This window comes from Streptomyces chilikensis (genome assembly GCF_001642695.1).
GTDB classification, from domain to species: Bacteria; Actinomycetota; Actinomycetes; order Streptomycetales; family Streptomycetaceae; genus Streptomyces; species Streptomyces chilikensis.
Map to the genome: position 1 here is coordinate 1 of NZ_LWCC02000134.1, position 16690 is coordinate 16690.

General features: G+C 74.3%; 15 protein-coding genes. 12 read left to right on the forward strand and 3 right to left on the reverse strand.

Annotated elements, in window-relative coordinates; genetic code table 11:
• Positions 1-118: 118 nt before the first annotated feature.
• Both A2U95_RS26770 and A2U95_RS26775 read right to left on the reverse strand, forming a co-directional pair.
• A complete protein-coding gene (locus tag A2U95_RS26770; protein ID WP_166027689.1) occupies positions 119-1060 on the reverse strand; it encodes an ACP S-malonyltransferase in 942 nt (313 codons plus the stop codon).
• Positions 1061-1580: 520 nt separating this feature from the next.
• Positions 1581-2522, reverse strand: coding sequence for a UbiA family prenyltransferase (locus A2U95_RS26775; RefSeq protein WP_166027691.1), 942 nt, complete (start codon positions 2520-2522; stop codon positions 1581-1583).
• Positions 2523-2806: 284 nt separating this feature from the next.
• Here A2U95_RS26775 and A2U95_RS26780 point away from each other — a divergent pair, with 284 nt between their 5' ends.
• From A2U95_RS26780 to A2U95_RS26790, 3 genes are all read left to right on the forward strand, one after another.
• Positions 2807-3538: a 4'-phosphopantetheinyl transferase family protein gene (locus A2U95_RS26780; RefSeq protein WP_166027693.1), complete on the forward strand. Its 732-nt coding sequence runs from the start codon at positions 2807-2809 to the stop codon at positions 3536-3538.
• A 111-nt stretch (positions 3539-3649) separates the two neighbouring features.
• The gene (locus A2U95_RS26785; RefSeq protein WP_166027694.1) at positions 3650-4738 is read left to right on the forward strand and encodes a sensor histidine kinase; all 1089 of its coding nucleotides are present in this window, start codon (positions 3650-3652) and stop codon (positions 4736-4738) included.
• Complete coding sequence (locus tag A2U95_RS26790) at positions 4722-5396, forward strand: response regulator (RefSeq protein WP_240958191.1); 675 nt, start codon at positions 4722-4724, stop codon at positions 5394-5396. Before A2U95_RS26785 ends, A2U95_RS26790 begins: the two co-directional genes overlap by 17 nt.
• Positions 5397-5482: 86 nt before the next feature.
• On the opposite strand, the gene pdxR is transcribed toward A2U95_RS26790, so the two are convergent.
• Positions 5483-6883: a MocR-like pyridoxine biosynthesis transcription factor PdxR gene (pdxR, locus tag A2U95_RS26795; RefSeq protein WP_166027696.1), complete on the reverse strand. Its 1401-nt coding sequence runs from the start codon at positions 6881-6883 to the stop codon at positions 5483-5485.
• A 107-nt stretch (positions 6884-6990) separates the two neighbouring features.
• Here pdxR and A2U95_RS26800 point away from each other — a divergent pair, with 107 nt between their 5' ends.
• Genes A2U95_RS26800 through A2U95_RS26840 form a run of 9 tightly spaced genes read left to right on the forward strand, consistent with a single transcriptional unit; the run spans position 6991 to position 16622 of the window.
• A complete protein-coding gene (locus A2U95_RS26800) occupies positions 6991-8331 on the forward strand; it encodes a nucleotide sugar dehydrogenase (protein WP_166027698.1) in 1341 nt (446 codons plus the stop codon).
• Complete coding sequence (trpD, locus tag A2U95_RS26805) at positions 8331-9395, forward strand: anthranilate phosphoribosyltransferase (protein WP_166027700.1); 1065 nt, start codon at positions 8331-8333, stop codon at positions 9393-9395. Before A2U95_RS26800 ends, trpD begins: the two co-directional genes overlap by 1 nt.
• Entirely contained in the window at positions 9376-10173 is a 798-nt protein-coding gene (locus A2U95_RS26810; RefSeq protein ID WP_166027702.1) for an indole-3-glycerol phosphate synthase TrpC, read from the forward strand. Before trpD ends, A2U95_RS26810 begins: the two co-directional genes overlap by 20 nt.
• Entirely contained in the window at positions 10170-11357 is a 1188-nt protein-coding gene (gene trpB, locus A2U95_RS26815; protein WP_166027704.1) for a tryptophan synthase subunit beta, read from the forward strand. The genes A2U95_RS26810 and trpB overlap by 4 nt, the downstream gene beginning before the upstream one ends.
• On the forward strand, positions 11354-12151 hold the full coding sequence (trpA, locus tag A2U95_RS26820) for a tryptophan synthase subunit alpha (protein ID WP_166027706.1): 798 nt from the start codon (positions 11354-11356) through the stop codon (positions 12149-12151). The genes trpB and trpA overlap by 4 nt, the downstream gene beginning before the upstream one ends.
• A complete protein-coding gene (locus tag A2U95_RS26825; protein WP_166027708.1) occupies positions 12148-13290 on the forward strand; it encodes a DegT/DnrJ/EryC1/StrS family aminotransferase in 1143 nt (380 codons plus the stop codon). The genes trpA and A2U95_RS26825 overlap by 4 nt, the downstream gene beginning before the upstream one ends.
• Entirely contained in the window at positions 13287-14411 is a 1125-nt protein-coding gene (locus A2U95_RS26830) for a DegT/DnrJ/EryC1/StrS family aminotransferase (protein ID WP_166027710.1), read from the forward strand. Before A2U95_RS26825 ends, A2U95_RS26830 begins: the two co-directional genes overlap by 4 nt.
• The gene (locus A2U95_RS26835; RefSeq protein WP_166027712.1) at positions 14408-15322 is read left to right on the forward strand and encodes a sugar phosphate isomerase/epimerase family protein; all 915 of its coding nucleotides are present in this window, start codon (positions 14408-14410) and stop codon (positions 15320-15322) included. The genes A2U95_RS26830 and A2U95_RS26835 overlap by 4 nt, the downstream gene beginning before the upstream one ends.
• Entirely contained in the window at positions 15315-16622 is a 1308-nt protein-coding gene (locus A2U95_RS26840) for a M20/M25/M40 family metallo-hydrolase (protein WP_166027714.1), read from the forward strand. Before A2U95_RS26835 ends, A2U95_RS26840 begins: the two co-directional genes overlap by 8 nt.
• Positions 16623-16690: the final 68 nt, after the last annotated feature.

Here is a 16690-nt window from a genome sequence, read left to right on the forward strand (position 1 = left end):
CCCTCCCCGGCCACCGGCCGGCCGGACCGCCGGGGCGGGGCCCGCCCCGGTGCGGCACGCGCCCGCCGGAGCCGGAGGCACGCCGGCGGGCGCGTCGCGGGCCGGCGGCCCGCCGGCGTCAGGAGCCCGCCGGGACCAGGGGTCTGCCGGGGTCCGAGAAGGCGGTCCGGGGGATCCGGGGGACGACCGACTCGGCGAGGCCGGTGAGCGCCCGGCCCGGGCCGATCTCCAGGAGGCGGTCGCAGGCCAGCTCGTTGGTGAGCGTGCGCAGGGTGTCCGACCAGCGGACGGGCGCGGTGAGCTGGCGGCCCAGCAGTTCCGCCCAGTGCGGCCCGCCGCGGTAGGTGCGGGAGTCGGACCCGGAGACGACCGCGGTGTGGCCCGGCATGAAGCGCGCCGCGGCGAGCGCCGCCGCGACGGGCTCGGCGGCCTCCGCCATCAGCGGTGTGTGGAAGGCGCCGCCGACCGCCAGCGGGGTCACCTTCACCGCCCCGGCCCGCTCGAGCGACCGGGCGCAGCGTTCCAGGTCGGCCGCCTGCCCGGCGACCGTCGTCTGCCGCGGCGCGTCGAAGTGCGCCACCCAGACGCGCCCGCCGCGCGCGTGCTCGTCGTCGACCACCTGCTGCACCCGCGTGCCGTCCAGGCCGGTCACCGTCGCCATCGCGCCCTCGGCCCGCTCGCCGGCCGCCCGCATCGCCGCGCCGCGCACCGTGATCAGGCGCACCGCGTCCTGCGGGTCGAGGATTCCCGCGGCCACGAGCGCGGAGTACTCGCCGAGGCCGTGCCCGGCGCAGCCGCCCGGGAAGGTGGTCAGCGGGTGCTGGTGGCGCAGTTCCGTCAGCGCCACCAGGGTCAGGGCGAGGACGGCGAGCTGGGCGTTGTCGGTGCGCCGCAGCGTGGCGGCGTCCGCGTCCAGGAGGAGGGCCGCGACGTCCCGGCCGGCCACCTCGGAGACCTCCGCCACCACGGACCACCCCGGGCTGCGGGTCCAGGGCATTCCCATGCCGGAGCGCTGGGCTCCCTGGCCGGGGAACACCAACGCCAGTCGGGGGATCGTCATCGTCTACCGTCTCCTTCCTTCGGACGGGCGCGACGCGCCGCTCCGTGCCTCGAACCGCGTGCGGGCCCGCCGGCACGAGCGCCGTCCCCTTTCCGGATGCAGCCGTCCGGTCCGCCTTTTCCGTGGTTCCTCCGGGAAATGAAACCACTGCGGCGGCGATGTGAGACCGTTCGTTCCACTTGAGTGGTGGGCGAATACACCTTAAGAAAGGGGCGGTGTCTCCTTCGCCCATTCCCCCTTGTTCACCGGCTTTTCATGCGTCTAGCTTTGTCGCCATGGCACCGGACGGATCGAGCGGCGGAGAATTCGCGGAAACGGTTCGACGGCACGCCGGCCGGCGGCGGACCGGCACCTTCCGTACCGGGTGCCGCGGTCACGGCCCGGAAGGGAGGCTGCCGCGGCGTTCCCGCGCGGCGACCGCCGGAACGCAAGGAACGACGAGGGCCGCACCGGGGCGCTGACACCCCGCCCGAGCCGCCGCCGCACGTCCATCCCCCCCGTGCGGCGGCACCGGCCTTCGTCAGACGGCGGCCTGGCCGATCAGTGACAGGTGCGCGCACAGCTGCGTCCCCATGAAGACGCGGTAGGGCCGCCGCCGGCGTTCGCGCGGGTCGGCGGCGCGGACCGTGAGCACGGTGGCGGCCAGCACCAGCGCGCCCGTCAGGACCACGCCCGCGGTGGGCAGCAGTTGCGGCGTCCAGCGCGCCGCCCCGGCGGCGAAACCGCCGCCGACCAGGCAGGCGCCCGCCGCGACCAGGACCCCGGTGCGCCGCTCGCCCAGCGTGACCGCCCAGGTCCGGCGGCCGGCGGCGGTGTCGCCCTCGATGTCGGAGAAGTCCTTCACGACCGCGCCGACCAGGGCCATCCACAGCGACATGACCAGGGCCGTCAGGAGCAGGGCCGGCGTGTGCGGCGGGACGCCCAGGGCGACGGGGCCGGCGGCGTAGGTGAGCAGCCCGGAGCAGAACACCACGGCCATCGCGGCCGGGGTGTTGTTCTTCCACGCGGTCCGCGGCGCCGAGTAGCCGTGCCCGAGCAGCAGCATCGCCGCGCAGAGCAGCAGGGTGCCCGCTCCGGCGCCGGCCGAGAGGAGCAGCGCGGCGACCGCCGCCGCGCGGGCGACGGCCAGGGCCGTCCGGGGCGACAGCCGGCCGCTCGCTATGGGCCGGGCGGATCCGTTGATCCTGTCCTCGGGACAATCCATGCATCCGTTGTAGAGATACGTGTAGACAATCGCGCAGGACCACGCGAGGGATCCGAGCGCGGCCTGGATCACCGGCAGCGCACCGCTGACCGTCGCCGGTCCCAGTGCGAGTGCGACACCGGCGAGATAACGGAGCTGGAAGGCCACCAGTACGGCGGGGCGCGTTTCCTTGAGGCAGAGCAGGACGGTTCTCGGAATTGCGGATCTCGGACCACTGATCGCATCGACGGACAGTGTCCGCATCGTCGCTGTCGGCATGACGAGGAGCCTAGGCAGCCCCATGCCGACCTGACTGCTCCGCAAATGTGTCACTCGTACTCCTAAAGTGACAGGAACTGATCAACGGACGAAGTTCCTCCGTTTTCCGCTCGTTTCCCGCGCGGCCGTTCTGGTCCGCCGGACCACCCCGGAAGTGGACCCCTCCCCCTTTTCCCGCCCGCGCTTGGCTGGTGCGCAGGCGGGCGCCGTCGTTTCGGCGGCACCCCGCTTCCCGTGACGGGCCGTTGGCACGCCCTGGTCCATTCCGACCCCGGGAAGCCCTCATGCGTATACAGCTGCCCCCGACCCCGCGTGCCCCCGTCCTCGCACCCGGGGAGATCCACGTCTGGCCCGTCCACCTGGGCCGTGTCCCGCTCGACGCCGTGGACGCGGTCCTCTCCCCCGCCGAACGCGCGCGTGCGGCGCGCATCCGCCGCCCCGCCGGACGGCGGCGCTACCGCGCGGCGCACGTGGCGCTGCGCACCCTGCTCGCCGACTACCTCGGCGTCCCGCCCGGCCTGCTCCGCTTCTCGCGCCGCTGCCCCGAACCGGAGGTGTGCGGCGACTGCGGCGGCGGGCGGCCCGTGCTGGCGGCCGGTCCCTGGCCGCACCTGGAGTTCAGCCTGTCGCACTCCGGCTCCGCCGCCCTGGTGGGCGTGGTCCGGGCGCCCGGCACGGTCGGCGTCGACCTCGAACGCGTCCGCGACACCTTCGACTGGAGCCGGCTGCCCCTGGTGGGCGCGCAGGAGCGGGTGGCCGGCTTCCGGACGTGGACCGCCATCGAGGCCGTGGGCAAGGCGGCCGGCACCGGGCTGCGCGACCCCGTCTCGGTCGGTCCGCCGACCGGCGGGCCGCGCCGCGCGCGACGGTCGGGGGATCCCTCCGACTGGTACGTGCACGAGGTGGACTGCCCCGAGGGATACGTCGGCTCGGTGGCCACCCGGACCGCGGACAGCCTCGTCAGATCGTTTCTGTGGCCGCCTTCCGGATGCGGCCCAGGATACGAGATGGGCTAATGTGCACATTGACATACCGTTAGCGGACGGCGAGTATCACAGGGTTGATTCCATGGGGGGGTGGGGACTCCGGTGACTCATGCAGGCCTATCGGTGGCACAGCAGAAGAGTTTGATTGCTGAACAATTCCTGACCCGGTCCCCAGAATTACTTGCACGTTACCGGCATCGGCTGGAAGAGATCAAAAGTCCCCTGGTCGCCGACGAGGCGACCTGGAGCACCTGTGCCCTGCAGGCCGAGCGGATCATCCAGGACTGCGCGCAGAGCCTGCGCAGCGGCCGGCCCGAGGTGCGCAGCGGCCTGGTGCAGCAGGTGGAGGGCCTGGGCACGGAGCGCGCCACCCAGGGCATCGGCGGAGTGCACTCCCTGCGCGCCGGCATCCTCCTCTTCGACCTCGTCTTCGACACGCTCGCCGAGACCGTGGCGACGAAGCCCGAGGAGTTCGACCGCTTCCGGGCGGGGGTGCGCGCGCTGCAGCGGGGCATCGGGATGCGGCTCGAGGCCGGCGCGCTCGGCCACGACACCTACCTCCTCAACACGGTGCGGGAGGTCAACGCGGCGGCGCAGCGACAGCTCGCCCGCGAGATACACGACCACCTCGGCAACCACGTGAGCCTGGCCCTGCGTCAGCTGGAGCTGCACGAGCTCGAACTGACCAGGGGGGCCGGCCCGCAGGAGATCGGGGCGCGGATCGGCGCCGTCAAGGAGACCCTCACCGAGTCCCTCGGCATCATCCGCGACCTGGTCACCCAGCTGCGCCGCGCCGAGCGCGAGGGCACGCTGGAGTCGTCGTTCGCCGCGTTCCTGGAGTCCATGGAGATCACCGCCTCCAAGGTGCGCATCCAGGTCAACGGCAGCGAGGAGTGGGCCACCCAGCCCGTGCTGGACGAGGTCTTCCTGGTCGTGCGGGAGTGCCTGCGCAACTCCCTCGCGCACGCCGGGGCGGAGCACGTCCTGGCCGTGGTCGACATCGCGCCGTACGGCGTGCACGCGCTGATCGAGGACGACGGCTGCGGCTTCGACGTCTCGAAGGTCGCCACGGCCGGCCGCGCCAACGGGATCGCCTCGGCCACGGAGCGGGTCGAACTGCTCGGCGGGACCATCCTGTTCACCAGCGACCCGGAGGTCCGGGGCACCCGGGTCACGATCACCATCCCGCTGCGGAACCTCCCGGGGGATTCCGTTGATTCCGGGAAGTGACCTGATCCGCATCGTCGCCGCCGACGACCACACCCTGCTGCGCACGGCCCTGGCCGAGCTGCTCAACGCCGAACCGGACCTCCAGGTGGTGGCGGAGGCGAGCAGCGGACGCGGACTCGTCGAGCTGGTGGAGCGGCACCGGCCGCAGGTGCTGCTGCTCGACGTGGAGATGCCCGACCACCATCCCCGCGCGGCGGTGCGCAGGCTGCTGGAGCGCTTCCCCGACCTGCGGATCATCATCCTCACCATGCACGACGACCAGCCGCTCGTCCACGAGCTGCTGCAGCTCGGCGCCCAGGGCTACCTGCACAAGAGCGTCTCGCGCGAGGCCCTGCTGAGCACCGTCCGCAACGCGGCCCGCGAGGACGACCAGGTCACCATCCTGGTGCCGCGGTCGGGCTTCACCGTGGGCGGGGACCACTCCGCCGAGCAGAACGCCGGGCCGATGTCCCCGCGCGAGCGCGAGGTGCTGACGTGCGTCGCGGAGGCCATGAGCAACCGGCAGATCGCGGTCCGGCTCGGCATCACCGAGGGCACCGTGAAGCGGCACCTGCGCAACATCTTCGACAAGCTGGACGCGGTCTCGCGCATCGACGCGGTGAACAAGGCCCGCGCGCACAAGCTCATCGCGGGGCCCCGGGGCCGCCTGATGCAGTAGGGCGGGAGCCGCGGCCCCCCGGGACCGGCGTACGGCCCCGGGCCCCGCCACGGGTCCTCCCGGCGGGCGATCCGTCCGCCGCCGGGTCAGGTGCGGCGGGCCTCCTCGTACGCCTCCCCGATCGCCGCCACGGCCTCCGCGATGCCCGTCAGCGGCAGCGAGCCGTAGCCCAGGATCAGGGCGGGGGGGCCGGGCGGGCCGCCGAAGCGGAACTGCTGGCCGCCGCGGACCAGCACCGAGCGGCGCAGGGCGCCGTGGACCACCGCCGCCTCGTCGGTTCCCGGCGGCAGCACGGCGTAGCTGTGCAGGCCCGCCGCGCAGCCGCTGAGCCGGGCCTCGGGCAGGGACTCCCGGACGGCCGCGGCCAGCGCCTCCCGGCGCGAGCGGTAGCGGGAGCGGACCCGGCGCAGGTGCCGGTCGAGCAGGCCGCTGCGCATCAGCTCGGCGAAGGCGAGCTGGGTGAGGGTGTCGGAGCCCTGGTCCTGCCGGGAGCGGACCCTCTCGAGCAGCGGGTAGAGCCTCGGCGGTATCGCCAGCCAGCCCAGGCGCAGACCGGGCACCAGGACCTTGCTGGTGGTGCCCGCGTACACCACCCGCTCGGGATCGCCCTCCTGCAGCGCGGCGGGCCTGCCGCCGGGCTCGAACCAGAACTCGCCGTCGTAGTCGTCCTCGATGATCCAGCCGTCCCGCTCCCGCGCCCACGCGAGGAGCCGCGCGCGCCGCGCCGGGGAGAGCATCACCCCGGTCGGGAACTGGTGCGCGGGGGTGACCAGGACGGCGCGGGCGCCCGTGCGCTCCAGCGCCTCGACGACCAGGCCCTCGTCGTCGACCGGCACCGGCACCGGCGTCATCCCGGTGTCCAGGATGAACCTGCGCTGCCCGTTGTGCCCGGGCTCCTCGATGGCGAGTTCGTGGATGCCCAGGCGCTTCAGGGAGTCGGACAGCAGCGCCAGTCCCTGCGCGAACCCCGCGGTGACCATCACCTGCCCGGGCTCGGTGTGCACCGACCGCACCCGGCCCAGATAGCCGGCGAGTTCGTTGCGCAGCTCGGCGATGCCGGCGACCGGCGGGTAGTCCATGCCCTCCCGGCCGACGTTCTGCAGCACCTTCGTGTAGGAGTTGAGCCACTCCTGGCGGGGGAAGTTCGACAGGTTCGCGATGCCGACCCGGAGGTCCCAGCGCGACTGCGCGGCGGGGCGGGAGTCCAGCAGGGGCGCGTAGCCGCCGCCCTCGGTCAGCTTCCGGGTGACCCGGGTGCCCGACCCGCGGACCGCGTCGAGGTACCCCTCGGCGATCAGCTGCTCGTACGCCTCGACCACCACGCTGCGTGAAAGCCGCAGGTCCTGGGCGAGTTGGCGGCTCGACGGGAGCCGTACGCCGGGCTGCAGGACCCGGTCCTCGATCCGCACCTTTATGGCGTTCTGCAACTGGGTCGTCAGCGGTACGGCCGAGTCCCGGTCCACCTGGACCGACAGATGCCAGGCCATCTGGTCTGCTCCGTTCCCCCCGCAGTGGTCTGGGTGTCCGCCCGCGTCCACTGGCGTCATAGAAGCGCCAACGGCCCCTAGTTATAGCACTCCGAGGAGAAAGCCCCATGGCTGAGACAACTGGCGTACTCACTCCCGAGTTCCACCAGCGGGAGGGTGCCGCCCGCTTCGACGAGGCGATCGAGCGGCGGACGCTGCGGGTGGGAATCGTCGGACTCGGTTACACCGGACTGCCGCTCGGTCTCGGGTTCGCCGCGGCCGGCTTCCCGGTCCGCGGCCTGGACACGGACGCCCACCGGGTCGGCCAGGTCGTACGCGGCGAGTCCTACCTGCCGGACGTGAGCGACGAGGAACTGGCCGCCGCCGCCGACCGGCTGAGCGCCACCACCGAGCCCGGCGAGCTGGCCGGCTCCGACGCCCTGATCGTCTGCGTGCCGACCCCGGTCACCGGCGACCAGCAGGCCAACCTGGACTACGTGGAGTCCGCGATGGACTCGGTGGCGCCGCTGCTGCGCCGCGGGATGCTGGTCGTCCTGCAGTCCACGGTGCCCGCGGGCACCACGGCGGCCGCCGCGGCCGGACTGGCCCGCGCCACCGGTCTGGAGCCGGGCACCGACTTCCACGTCGCGATGGCGCCCGAGCGGGTCGACCCGGCCAACACGAGCGGCTGGAACCTGGCGAACACGCCGAAGGTGGTGGGAGGCCTCACGAAGGAGTGCACCCGCCGCGCGACGGCCCTGTTCGGGCAGGTCTGCGAGACGGTGGTGCCGGTCTCGCGGCTGGAGGTCGCCGAGCTCTCGAAGGTCTTCGAGAACACGTTCCGGCTGGTCAACATCAGTCTCACGCTGGAGCTGTCGGACCTGTGCCGGCAGCTGGACATCCCGGTCCGCGAGGTCATCGACGCCGCCTCCACCAAGCCCTACGGGTTCCTCGCGCACTACCCGGGGCCGGGCGTGGGCGGCGAGTGCATCCCCGTCGACCCGCTGTTCCTGCGCGAGGCCGCCGCGGCGGCCGGCACCGAGACGAAGCTGGTCGACGCCGCGTACGAGCGGGTGGAGCGCCGGCCCCGGCAGGTCGTCGAGCGGCTGGCGGAGCTGTTCGCGGAGCGCGGCGCCTCGCTGCGCGGCGCCGGCGTGCTGATCGTGGGCGTCAGTTACAAGAGCGGTGTCGCCGACCTGCGCAACGCGCCCGCCCTGGAGGTCATCCGCGGGCTGCGGGCGGCCGGCGCCCGGGTGTCCTACCACGACCCGCTGGTGCCGGACCTCGCCGTGGACGGGGAGCCGGTCACCCCGGTCGGCTGGTCGGCGGTGGAGCTCGCCCAGCAGGACGCCGCGGTCCTGGTCACCCCGGTGCCCGGTCTGGAGCAGGACCTGCTGTGGCGCATCCCGCCGCTGGTCCTCGACACCCACAACACGCTCTCCCCGGCCAGCGCCGTGGCGGTGCTGTGATGGCGGCGGCCCTGCTCGCCGGCCGGGCGCTGCCCGCCGTCACGCGGGACGCGGTCGCGGGCCGCACGGTGTCGCCGCCGGCGGCCCGGGAGGCGGTGACCGAGCTGCTGGACGAGTCCACGGACGCGGTCGACGTCGCCGCCTTCCTGACCGCCGTGGCGGTCGGCGGGGCGACCCCGGTGCTGGTGGCCGCCGCGGTGCGGGCCGTCCTCGCGGTGGCCAGGCCGGTCGCCTGGACCGGCCCCGCGGTCGACGTGGTCGGCACCGGCGGCGACGGCAGCGGCTCGGTCAACATCTCCACCCTGGCGGCCCTCGTCGCGGCCTCGGCCGGCGCGACCGTCGCCAAGGCCGGCAACCGGGCGGCGACCTCGCGGTGCGGCAGCGCCGACCTGCTGGAGTCCCTCGGCGTCGGCCTCGACGCCGGCGAGCGCATCCCCGGGCAGCTGGCCGAGCACCGGTTCGCGTTCCTGTTCACCCCCGCGCTCCACCCGGCACTGCGCAGGCTCGCCCCGATCCGCCGCCGGCTGGGCTTCCGCACCCTGTTCAACCTCTCCGGTCCGCTCTCCAACCCGGTGCCGCTGACCGGCCGGCTCGTCGGCGCCGCGACCCGCCGGGACCAGGAGGTGCTGGCCGAGGCCGCCGCCATGCTCCGCCACCGGCGGACCTGGATCGTCCAGGGCGCCGACGGCATGGACGAGCTGACCACCCAGGGCCCCTCCCGGGTGCTGCGGGTGGACGGCGGCGAGCCCGTCGAGTTCACCCTCGACCCGGCCGGGCTGCCGCTGAGCCCGGCCGGCCTGGCCGACCTGGCGGGCGGCGACGCCACGCGCAACACGGTCATCGCCCGCCAGGTCCTGGCCGGCGACGCGCCGCGGCCGCTGCTGGACACGGTGCTGCTGAACGCGGCGGCCGTGCTCCACCTGGCCGGCGCGGCGGACGACCTGGCGGGCGGCCTCGCCCTCGCCCGGGACGCCGTCCGCCGCCGGGCCCCCGCCGCGCTGGTCGAGCGCCTCGCCCTTTCCCACACCACCCAGGAGGGCCGTCATGGCCATGCACCTCGATGACATCGTCGCGGCCAAGAAGGCCGCCTGGAGCGGGCCGGCGGCGGCCGACGCCGCCGCCCGGGGCCGGCTGCTCCCCGCCCGGCCCGGCCGGTTCGCCGCCGCGATCGGCGGCCCGGAGGTCTCGGTCATCGCCGAGATCAAGCCGAAGTCCCCGTCCAAGGGGCCGCTGCTGGACCTGGCCCGGGCGGTGCCCACCGCCCGCGGTTACAGCGCCGCCGGCGCCTCCGCGGTCTCCGTGCTCGGCGACACCCCGTACTTCGGCGGCTCGCCCGAACTGGTCCGCTCCGTCGCGGAGGACCCCTGGGTGGACGTGCCGGTCCTGTTCAAGGACTTCTTCGTCGACACCCGCCAGGTGACGCTCGCCCACGACAGCGGCGCCGACGCGGTCCTGGTCATCGTCCGCGCCGTCGACGACGCGCTGCTGAAGGACCTCGTGCAGAGCGCGCACGGCCTCGGCCTGGACGCGCTGGTGGAGACCTTCACCCAGGACGAGGTGGACCGGGCGCTGGACGCCGGAGCCCGCGTCGTCGGCATCAACAACCGGGACCTGCAGACCTTCTCGGTGGACCTGGAGAACTCGGCCCGGCTGCGCCGCGGCATCCCGCGCGACGTGCTGACCGTCAGCGAGAGCGGCCTGTCCGGCCGCGCCGACATCGAACGCATCGCCGCGCACGGCTTCGACGCCGCGCTGATCGGCGAGTCCCTGCTCAACAGCCCCGACCCCGCCGCGCAGGTCCGGTCCTGCACCGGGGTCCCGATCCTGGAGGTGGCCTCGTGAACGGCCGATTCGGCGAGTACGGCGGACAGTTCGTCGCGGAGACCCTGGTGGGCCCGCTGGAGGAACTGGAGGCGGAGTACCACAAGGCGCTGCTGGACCCCGGGTTCACCGACGAGCTCGACCGGCTGCTGAAGATGTTCGTCGGGCGGCCGACCCCGATCACCGAGCTGCACCGGCTCGGCGTCACGGAGAACGGCGTCAAGCTCTGGCTGAAGCGGGAGGACCTCACCCACACCGGCGCCCACAAGATCAACAACTCGATCGGGCAGGCGCTGCTCGCCCACCGCCTGGGCAAGAAGCGCATCATCGCCGAGACCGGCGCCGGCCAGCACGGCGTGGCCGTGGCCGCCGCCTGCGCCTACCTGGGCCTGGACGCCACGGTCTACATGGGCCGCGTCGACGCCGAGCGGCAGGCCCCGAACGTGCAGCGGATGAAGCTGCTCGGCGCGCGGGTGGAGCTGGTGGACCTGGGCACCGCGACCCTGAAGGACGCCATCAACGCGGCGATCCGCGAATGGATCGCGCACCCCGACACCACCCACTACCTGCTCGGCTCCGTCGTCGGACCGCACCCCTTCCCCACCATCGTGCGCAACTTCCAGTCGGTCATCGGCCGCGAGGCCCGCGCCCAGTTCCTGGAGGAGAACGGCCGTCTGCCCGACGTGGTCGTGGCCTGCGTCGGCGGCGGCTCCAACGCGGCCGGCATGTTCAGCGCCTTCCTCGACGACCCGGTCCGGCTGGTCGGCGTGCAGGCGGCCGGCGAGGGCAGGGGCGGCGACGGCGGCCACGCGGCGCCCCTGCTGTACGGGGAGCCGGGCGTCCTGCAGGGCACCCGCACCTACCTGCTCCAGGACGACGACGGCCAGATCCAGCTGACCCACTCCATCGCGCCCGGCCTCGACTACGCGGGCGTCGGCCCGGAGCACTCGCACTACAAGGACACCGGCAAGGTCGAGTACATCTCCGCCTCCGACGACGAGGCCCTGGACGCCTTCGTCGCGCTGAGCGCCCACGAGGGCATCGTCCCCGCCCTGGAATCCGCGCACGCGGTGGCCGGCGCCCTGAAGGTGGCCCGCGGCTGCGAGCCCGGCAGCACCGTCCTCGTCAACCTCTCCGGCCGCGGCGACAAGGACCTCACCTCCGCCATGGCCGCCCTGCAGCAGCGTGAGGAGAACTCCCGATGAAGCGCCTCGAGCAGACCTTCACCGACAACCGGGTCAAGGAGGAGACGACCCTGGTCGCCTACATCACCTCCGGCTACCCCTCGCTCGGCGAGACCGTCGGCCTGATCCGCGCCGCCGTGGACGCGGGCGCCGACGTGATCGAACTGGGCGTCCCGTTCTCCGACCCGCTGGGCGACGGCCCGGTCATCCAGGCCACCGGCCAGGCCGCGCTGGACACCGGCACCACCACCGCCGCCACCATCGACGTGGTCGCCGAGGCGCGGGCCGCCGGCGTCGAGGCGCCGATCGTGCTCATGGGCTACTGCAACCCGTTCCTGCGCTACGGACTGACCCAGCTGTACGACGACGCCCGCACGGCCGGCGCCGACGGCTTCGTCGTCCCCGACCTGCCGGTCGGCGAGGGCGGCCCGTGGCTGGAGCGCGCCCGGGCCGCCGACCTGGGGCAGTCCTTCTTCGCCGCGCCCGGCAGCTCGCCGGAGCGGATCGCGGCCGCCTCCGCCGCCTCCCGCGGCTTCCTCTACGTCCTCGCCGCGAACGGTGTGACCGGGGTGCGCGACGAACTCGACCCGGGCATCGACGCCTACCTGGAGCGGGTCCGCTCCGCCGGCGACACCCCGATGGCCGTCGGGTTCGGCATCTCCCGCCCCGAGCACGTGAAGGCGCTGCACGGCAGGACGGACGGCGTGATCGTCGGCAGCGCGCTGCTGCGGGCGGTCGGCGAGGCACGCGACGCGGCCGGCCGCCGCCGGGCCGTCACCGAGCTGGTCTCCTCCCTGAAGGCGGCCACCCGATGAGCGAGACCACCACCGTCCCCTTCTTCAGCGGGGCCGCCTCCGTCCGCCGCGACTGGCCCCGGCTGGAGGCCAGGATCCGCGAGGTCGCCGCCTCCGGCCGCTTCACCTCCGGCCCGGTCACCGCGGAGCTGGAGACCGCGATCGCCGAGCGCACCGGCGCCCGGCACGCGGTGGCCGTGGCCAACGGCACCGACGCCCTGGTGATCCTGCTGCGGGCGGCCGGCATCGGCCCCGGCGACGAGGTGATCGTGCCCGCGTACACCTTCTTCGCGACCGCGTCGTGCGTGCTGCACGTGGGCGCACAGCCGGTCCTGGTGGACGTCCTGCCCGGCAGCTACGCCATGGACCCCCAGCGCGCCGAGGCCGCGATCACCCCGCGCACCAAGGCGATCATGCCGGTGCACCTGTTCTCCCAGATGGCCGACATGGAGGTGCTGCGGGACCTGGCCGACCGGCACGGGCTGATGCTGCTGGAGGACAGCGCCGAGGGCATCGACATGCGGGCCGGCGGCGTGCACGCGGGCCTGTGGGGCAGCGGCGGCGTGCTCTCCTTCTTCCCCACCAAGACCCTCGGCTCGCTCGGCGACGCGGGCATGCTGCTCACCGACGACGACAGGATCGCCGCCCGCGCCCGGCGGCTGCGCCAGCACGGCCAGGACACGGAGGGCGAGTACGTCCACGAGGAGATCGGCTGGAACAGCCGCTGCGACGAACTGCAGTCGGCGTTCCTGCTGCACCGCCTGGAATGGCTGACCGAGGAGACGGAGCGGCGCGCCGAACTGGCCGCCCGGTACGACCGGCTGCTCGCGCCGCTGGCCGGGAAGGTGACGACGCCCTGGATCGCGCCCGCCAAGACGCCGGGCAACCAGGTCTACTACGTCTACCTCGTCGAGTGCGACCGCCGGGACGAACTGGCCGCCCACCTCGAGGCGCACGGCGTCGGCACCGAGATCTACTACCCGCGCCCGCTCACCGAGCAGCCGCTGCTCGCCCCCCTGCCGGGCTCCCGCCACCCGGTGCCGGTCGCCGCGGCCGCGTCCCGGCGCGCCCTGGCGCTGCCGCTGTACCCCGACCTGACCGACGCGCAGGCCGACCACGTCGCCGGACTGATCCACGCCTTCTACGGAGCCGCATCGTGACCACCGCCATCCCCTACGCCGACTGGCCCGCCCGCTCCGCCGGCTGGGTCGACGACATCGTGGACGTCTTCCGGGAGGTCGCCGAGAGCGACGAGTTCATCCTCAAGTCCCGGGTGGAGCGCCTGGAGGCGGAGATCGCCGGGCGCACCGGCGCGGCGCACGCCGTGGCCGTGGCCGGCGGCACCGGCGCGCTGAGCGTGATCCTGGCCGCCCTCGGCATCGGCGAGGGCGACGAGGTCGTCACCCCGGCCTTCTCCTTCGTCTCCACCGCCTCCACCGTCGCCCTGCGCGGCGCCCGCCCGGTCTTCGCCGACGTCGAGTACGGGACGGCCCTGCTCGACCCGGCCGCCGCCGGGGCCGCCGTCACCGGGCGGACCAGGGCCGTGCTGCCCGCCTACCTGTTCGCCGACTCGCCGCGGATGGCCGACTTCACCGCGCTGGCCGCCCGGCACGGACTGCACGTGGTCGAGGACAGCGCGGTCGCCCTGGGCGCCGAGGTCGACGGGCGGCCCGCCGGCCGGCACGGCGTCGCCGGGGTGTACTCCTTCTTCCCCGCCAAGCCCGCCGGCGGCATCGGGGACGGCGGCATGATCGTCACCGACGACGACGACCTGGCCCGCACCGCCCGCATGCTGCGCAACCACGGCCAGCCCGCGGGCAAGCGGTTCCACCACGAACTGCTCGGCTTCAACTGCCGGATGGACGAGCTGACCGCCGGCTTCCTGCTGCGCAAGCTGCCGCACCTGGACGAGCTCCTGCGGCGGCGGCGCGCGATCGCCGAGATCTACGAGGAGGGACTGCGCCCGCTGGCCCCCGCGCTGCTGCCCCCGCGGGCCGGCTTCGAGGGACGCGCCGTCTACACCTACGTGGTGCGCGTCCAGGAGCGCGACGCGCTGCGCGCCCACCTGGCGGAGCAGGGCGTCGAAACGGCCGTCTACTACCCGCGCCCCCTCCACCTGCAGCCCGCGTTCGCCCACCTCGGGCACCGGGAGGGCGACTTCCCGGTCGCCGAGCGGCTGTCCCGGGAGGCCCTCGCCCTGCCGCTGCACCCGGACATGGCGCCGGGCGCGGCCGAGCGGGTGGTGGACGCCGTGCGCCGCTTCCACGAGGCGGGGCGGTGAGCGCGGTGGGCACGCCGGGCGGCCCGGTCATCGGCCCCGACCGGCTGTGCGGCATCGGCGACGAGGCCGCCCCCGACCTGACCGGCCAGCTGGCCATCCACCACGAGCTCGGCATGAACGTGATCGAGCTGCGCACCGTGGACGGGTCCGGCCTGCACGAGCTGGCCCCCGGCGACGTCGCGGACGTCGCCCGGCGCACCATCGTCACCGGGCTGCGGGTGCCCGTCGTGGACACCCCGATCGGTTCCTGGTCCACCACGGTCGCCACCGGCATCGACGGCGAGCTGGCGGTCCTGGAGCGCTCCGCCCGGGCGGCGGCGCTGCTGGGCTGCGACCGGCTGCGCGTCATGTCGTACCCCAACGACGGGCGCCCGGAGCGCGAGTGGCGACGTGAGGCGCTGCGCCGGATGCGGCTGCTGGCCCGCGAGGCCGAACGCCTGGGCGTCACCCTGCTGCACGAGAACTGCCAGGGCTGGGGCGGCCGGAGCGCCGCGCACACGCTGCGGATGCTGGAGGAGGTCGGCAGTTCGCGGCTGCGGCTGCTGTTCGACACCGGCAACGGCCTCGCCTACGGCTACGACTCGGTCCCGTTCCTGCGGCAGGTGCTGCCCTGGGTGGAGCACGTGCACATCAAGGACGGCGTGGTCCGGCCCGACGGCACCGCCGAGTTCACCCTCCCGGGCGAGGGCACCGCGGACGTCGCCGAGTGCGTGCGGCTGCTGGAGGAGTACGGCTACCGCGGCCACTACAGCCTCGAACCCCATCTCGCGCACATCCCGCACCTGGGGGTGGCCGGCGACCCGGTCGCGCTCGCCGACGGATACCGCGCCTACACCCGCCGTTTCGCCGCCCTGCTCGGTATGGACACCGCGCACGGCGCCCTGTACTGGAAGGAGAGCCACCATGGCTGAGTCGACCCGGACGGCGCCCGCCGGTACCGCCCTGAGCGCCGCCGACGTGGAGTGGCTGACCGAGCTGATGGCCGTCGACTCCGTCTCGCCCCTGGAGGGCGGCCCCCTGGACGGCGCGGCCCGCGCGCAGCGGGTCTTCCTCACCGGTGCGGCCGAGCGCGGCTTCACCACCGTGCTGCACCAGTCCCCCTCCCCGGAGCTGCTGGAACGCCCCGAGGTGCCGGCCCCGGTGCGGGAGGCGGCCCGGCGCGACCTGCCGGGGTTCCTGGCCGGGCAGCCCTCGGTGGTCGTCGGGTACGGCTCCCCGCAGCCGGAGCGACGGCGGCTGGTCGTCAACTTCCACGTGGACACCGTCGGCCCGCACGTCCCGCCGCGCCTGGAGGGGCGGATCCTGCACGGCCGGGGAGCCGTGGACGACAAGGGTCCCGGGATCGCCGCCGCGGTCGGGGTGGCCGCCGCCTTCGCCGAGGATCCCGGCCTGGACGGCCGGATCGAGGTGAGGATCGCCTCCGTCCCCGGCGAGGAGGGCGGCGCGATGGGGACCTACGGCACCCGCGCCCTGGTCGACGCCGGGCACACCGGACGGCTGATGGTCTTCGCCGAGCCCACCGGCAACACCTTCATGGACGGCTGCACCGCCGCCATGACCCCGCGGATCACGGTGCTCGGCGAGGACTCCACCGACGACCACCCCGCCGACGGCCACAACGCCACCGTGCTGCTCGGCTTCCTCGCCGACTTCCTGTCCCGCCGGCTCGGCCCGCTCGCCCACGGCATGGGGGCCAAGCTCTGCGTCGCCGGCCTGCACACCGGCACCGCGCACAACAGGGTGTACGGCGGCGGCCGGCTGCTGCTCAACATCGCCTATCCGGCGACCGAGCAGGCGGAACTGCTCGCCGCCTCGCTGGAGGTGCTGATCGAGGAGGCCCGGACCGAGTTCGCCCAGCTGCACGCCCACGACCCGTTCACCCGCCGCACGGTGCGCGACTGGCGGCGCATCGTCCGCCTGGACTGGCTCAAGCAGGGCCTGCCCACGCTGCGCAACCGCGACCCGGAGGGCGAACTGATGCTGGAGCGCGCCGGGTTCACCCGGCACGACGGCCTCGCCGACGGCTCCGCGTTCACCTGCGACGCGATCTGGGCCCCCGGGCCCGGCCGTTACGTCGCGGCGTGCGGTCCGGGCCGCCTGGACGCCAACGGCGCCCACACCCCCGCCGAGTTCGTGAACCTGGACGACCTGGACTCCTACGCGCAGCGCGTCAAGGAGCTGGTGCACGCCTTCGCGGCCCGCGCCGCCTGACCGGCCCGCGCCGCCCGACCGGCCCGCACCGCCCGACAGACCCGCACGTCCCCCGCCCGACCGCCCCC

Bases quoted from the DNA above. Each gene is read 5' to 3' on its own strand.
- A2U95_RS26770 (WP_166027689.1), bottom strand. From the start codon at position 1,060: ATGACGATCCCCCGACTGGCGTTGGTGTTCCCCGGCCAGGGAGCCCAG.
- A2U95_RS26775 (WP_166027691.1), bottom strand. From the start codon at position 2,522: ATGCCGACAGCGACGATGCGGACACTGTCCGTCGATGCGATCAGTGGT.
- A2U95_RS26780 (WP_166027693.1), top strand. From the start codon at position 2,807: ATGCGTATACAGCTGCCCCCGACCCCGCGTGCCCCCGTCCTCGCACCC.
- pdxR (WP_166027696.1), bottom strand. From the start codon at position 6,883: ATGGCCTGGCATCTGTCGGTCCAGGTGGACCGGGACTCGGCCGTACCG.
- A2U95_RS26800 (WP_166027698.1), top strand. From the start codon at position 6,991: ATGGCTGAGACAACTGGCGTACTCACTCCCGAGTTCCACCAGCGGGAG.
- trpD (WP_166027700.1), top strand. From the start codon at position 8,331: ATGGCGGCGGCCCTGCTCGCCGGCCGGGCGCTGCCCGCCGTCACGCGG.
- A2U95_RS26810 (WP_166027702.1), top strand. From the start codon at position 9,376: ATGGCCATGCACCTCGATGACATCGTCGCGGCCAAGAAGGCCGCCTGG.
- trpA (WP_166027706.1), top strand. From the start codon at position 11,354: ATGAAGCGCCTCGAGCAGACCTTCACCGACAACCGGGTCAAGGAGGAG.
- A2U95_RS26825 (WP_166027708.1), top strand. From the start codon at position 12,148: ATGAGCGAGACCACCACCGTCCCCTTCTTCAGCGGGGCCGCCTCCGTC.
- A2U95_RS26840 (WP_166027714.1), top strand. From the start codon at position 15,315: ATGGCTGAGTCGACCCGGACGGCGCCCGCCGGTACCGCCCTGAGCGCC.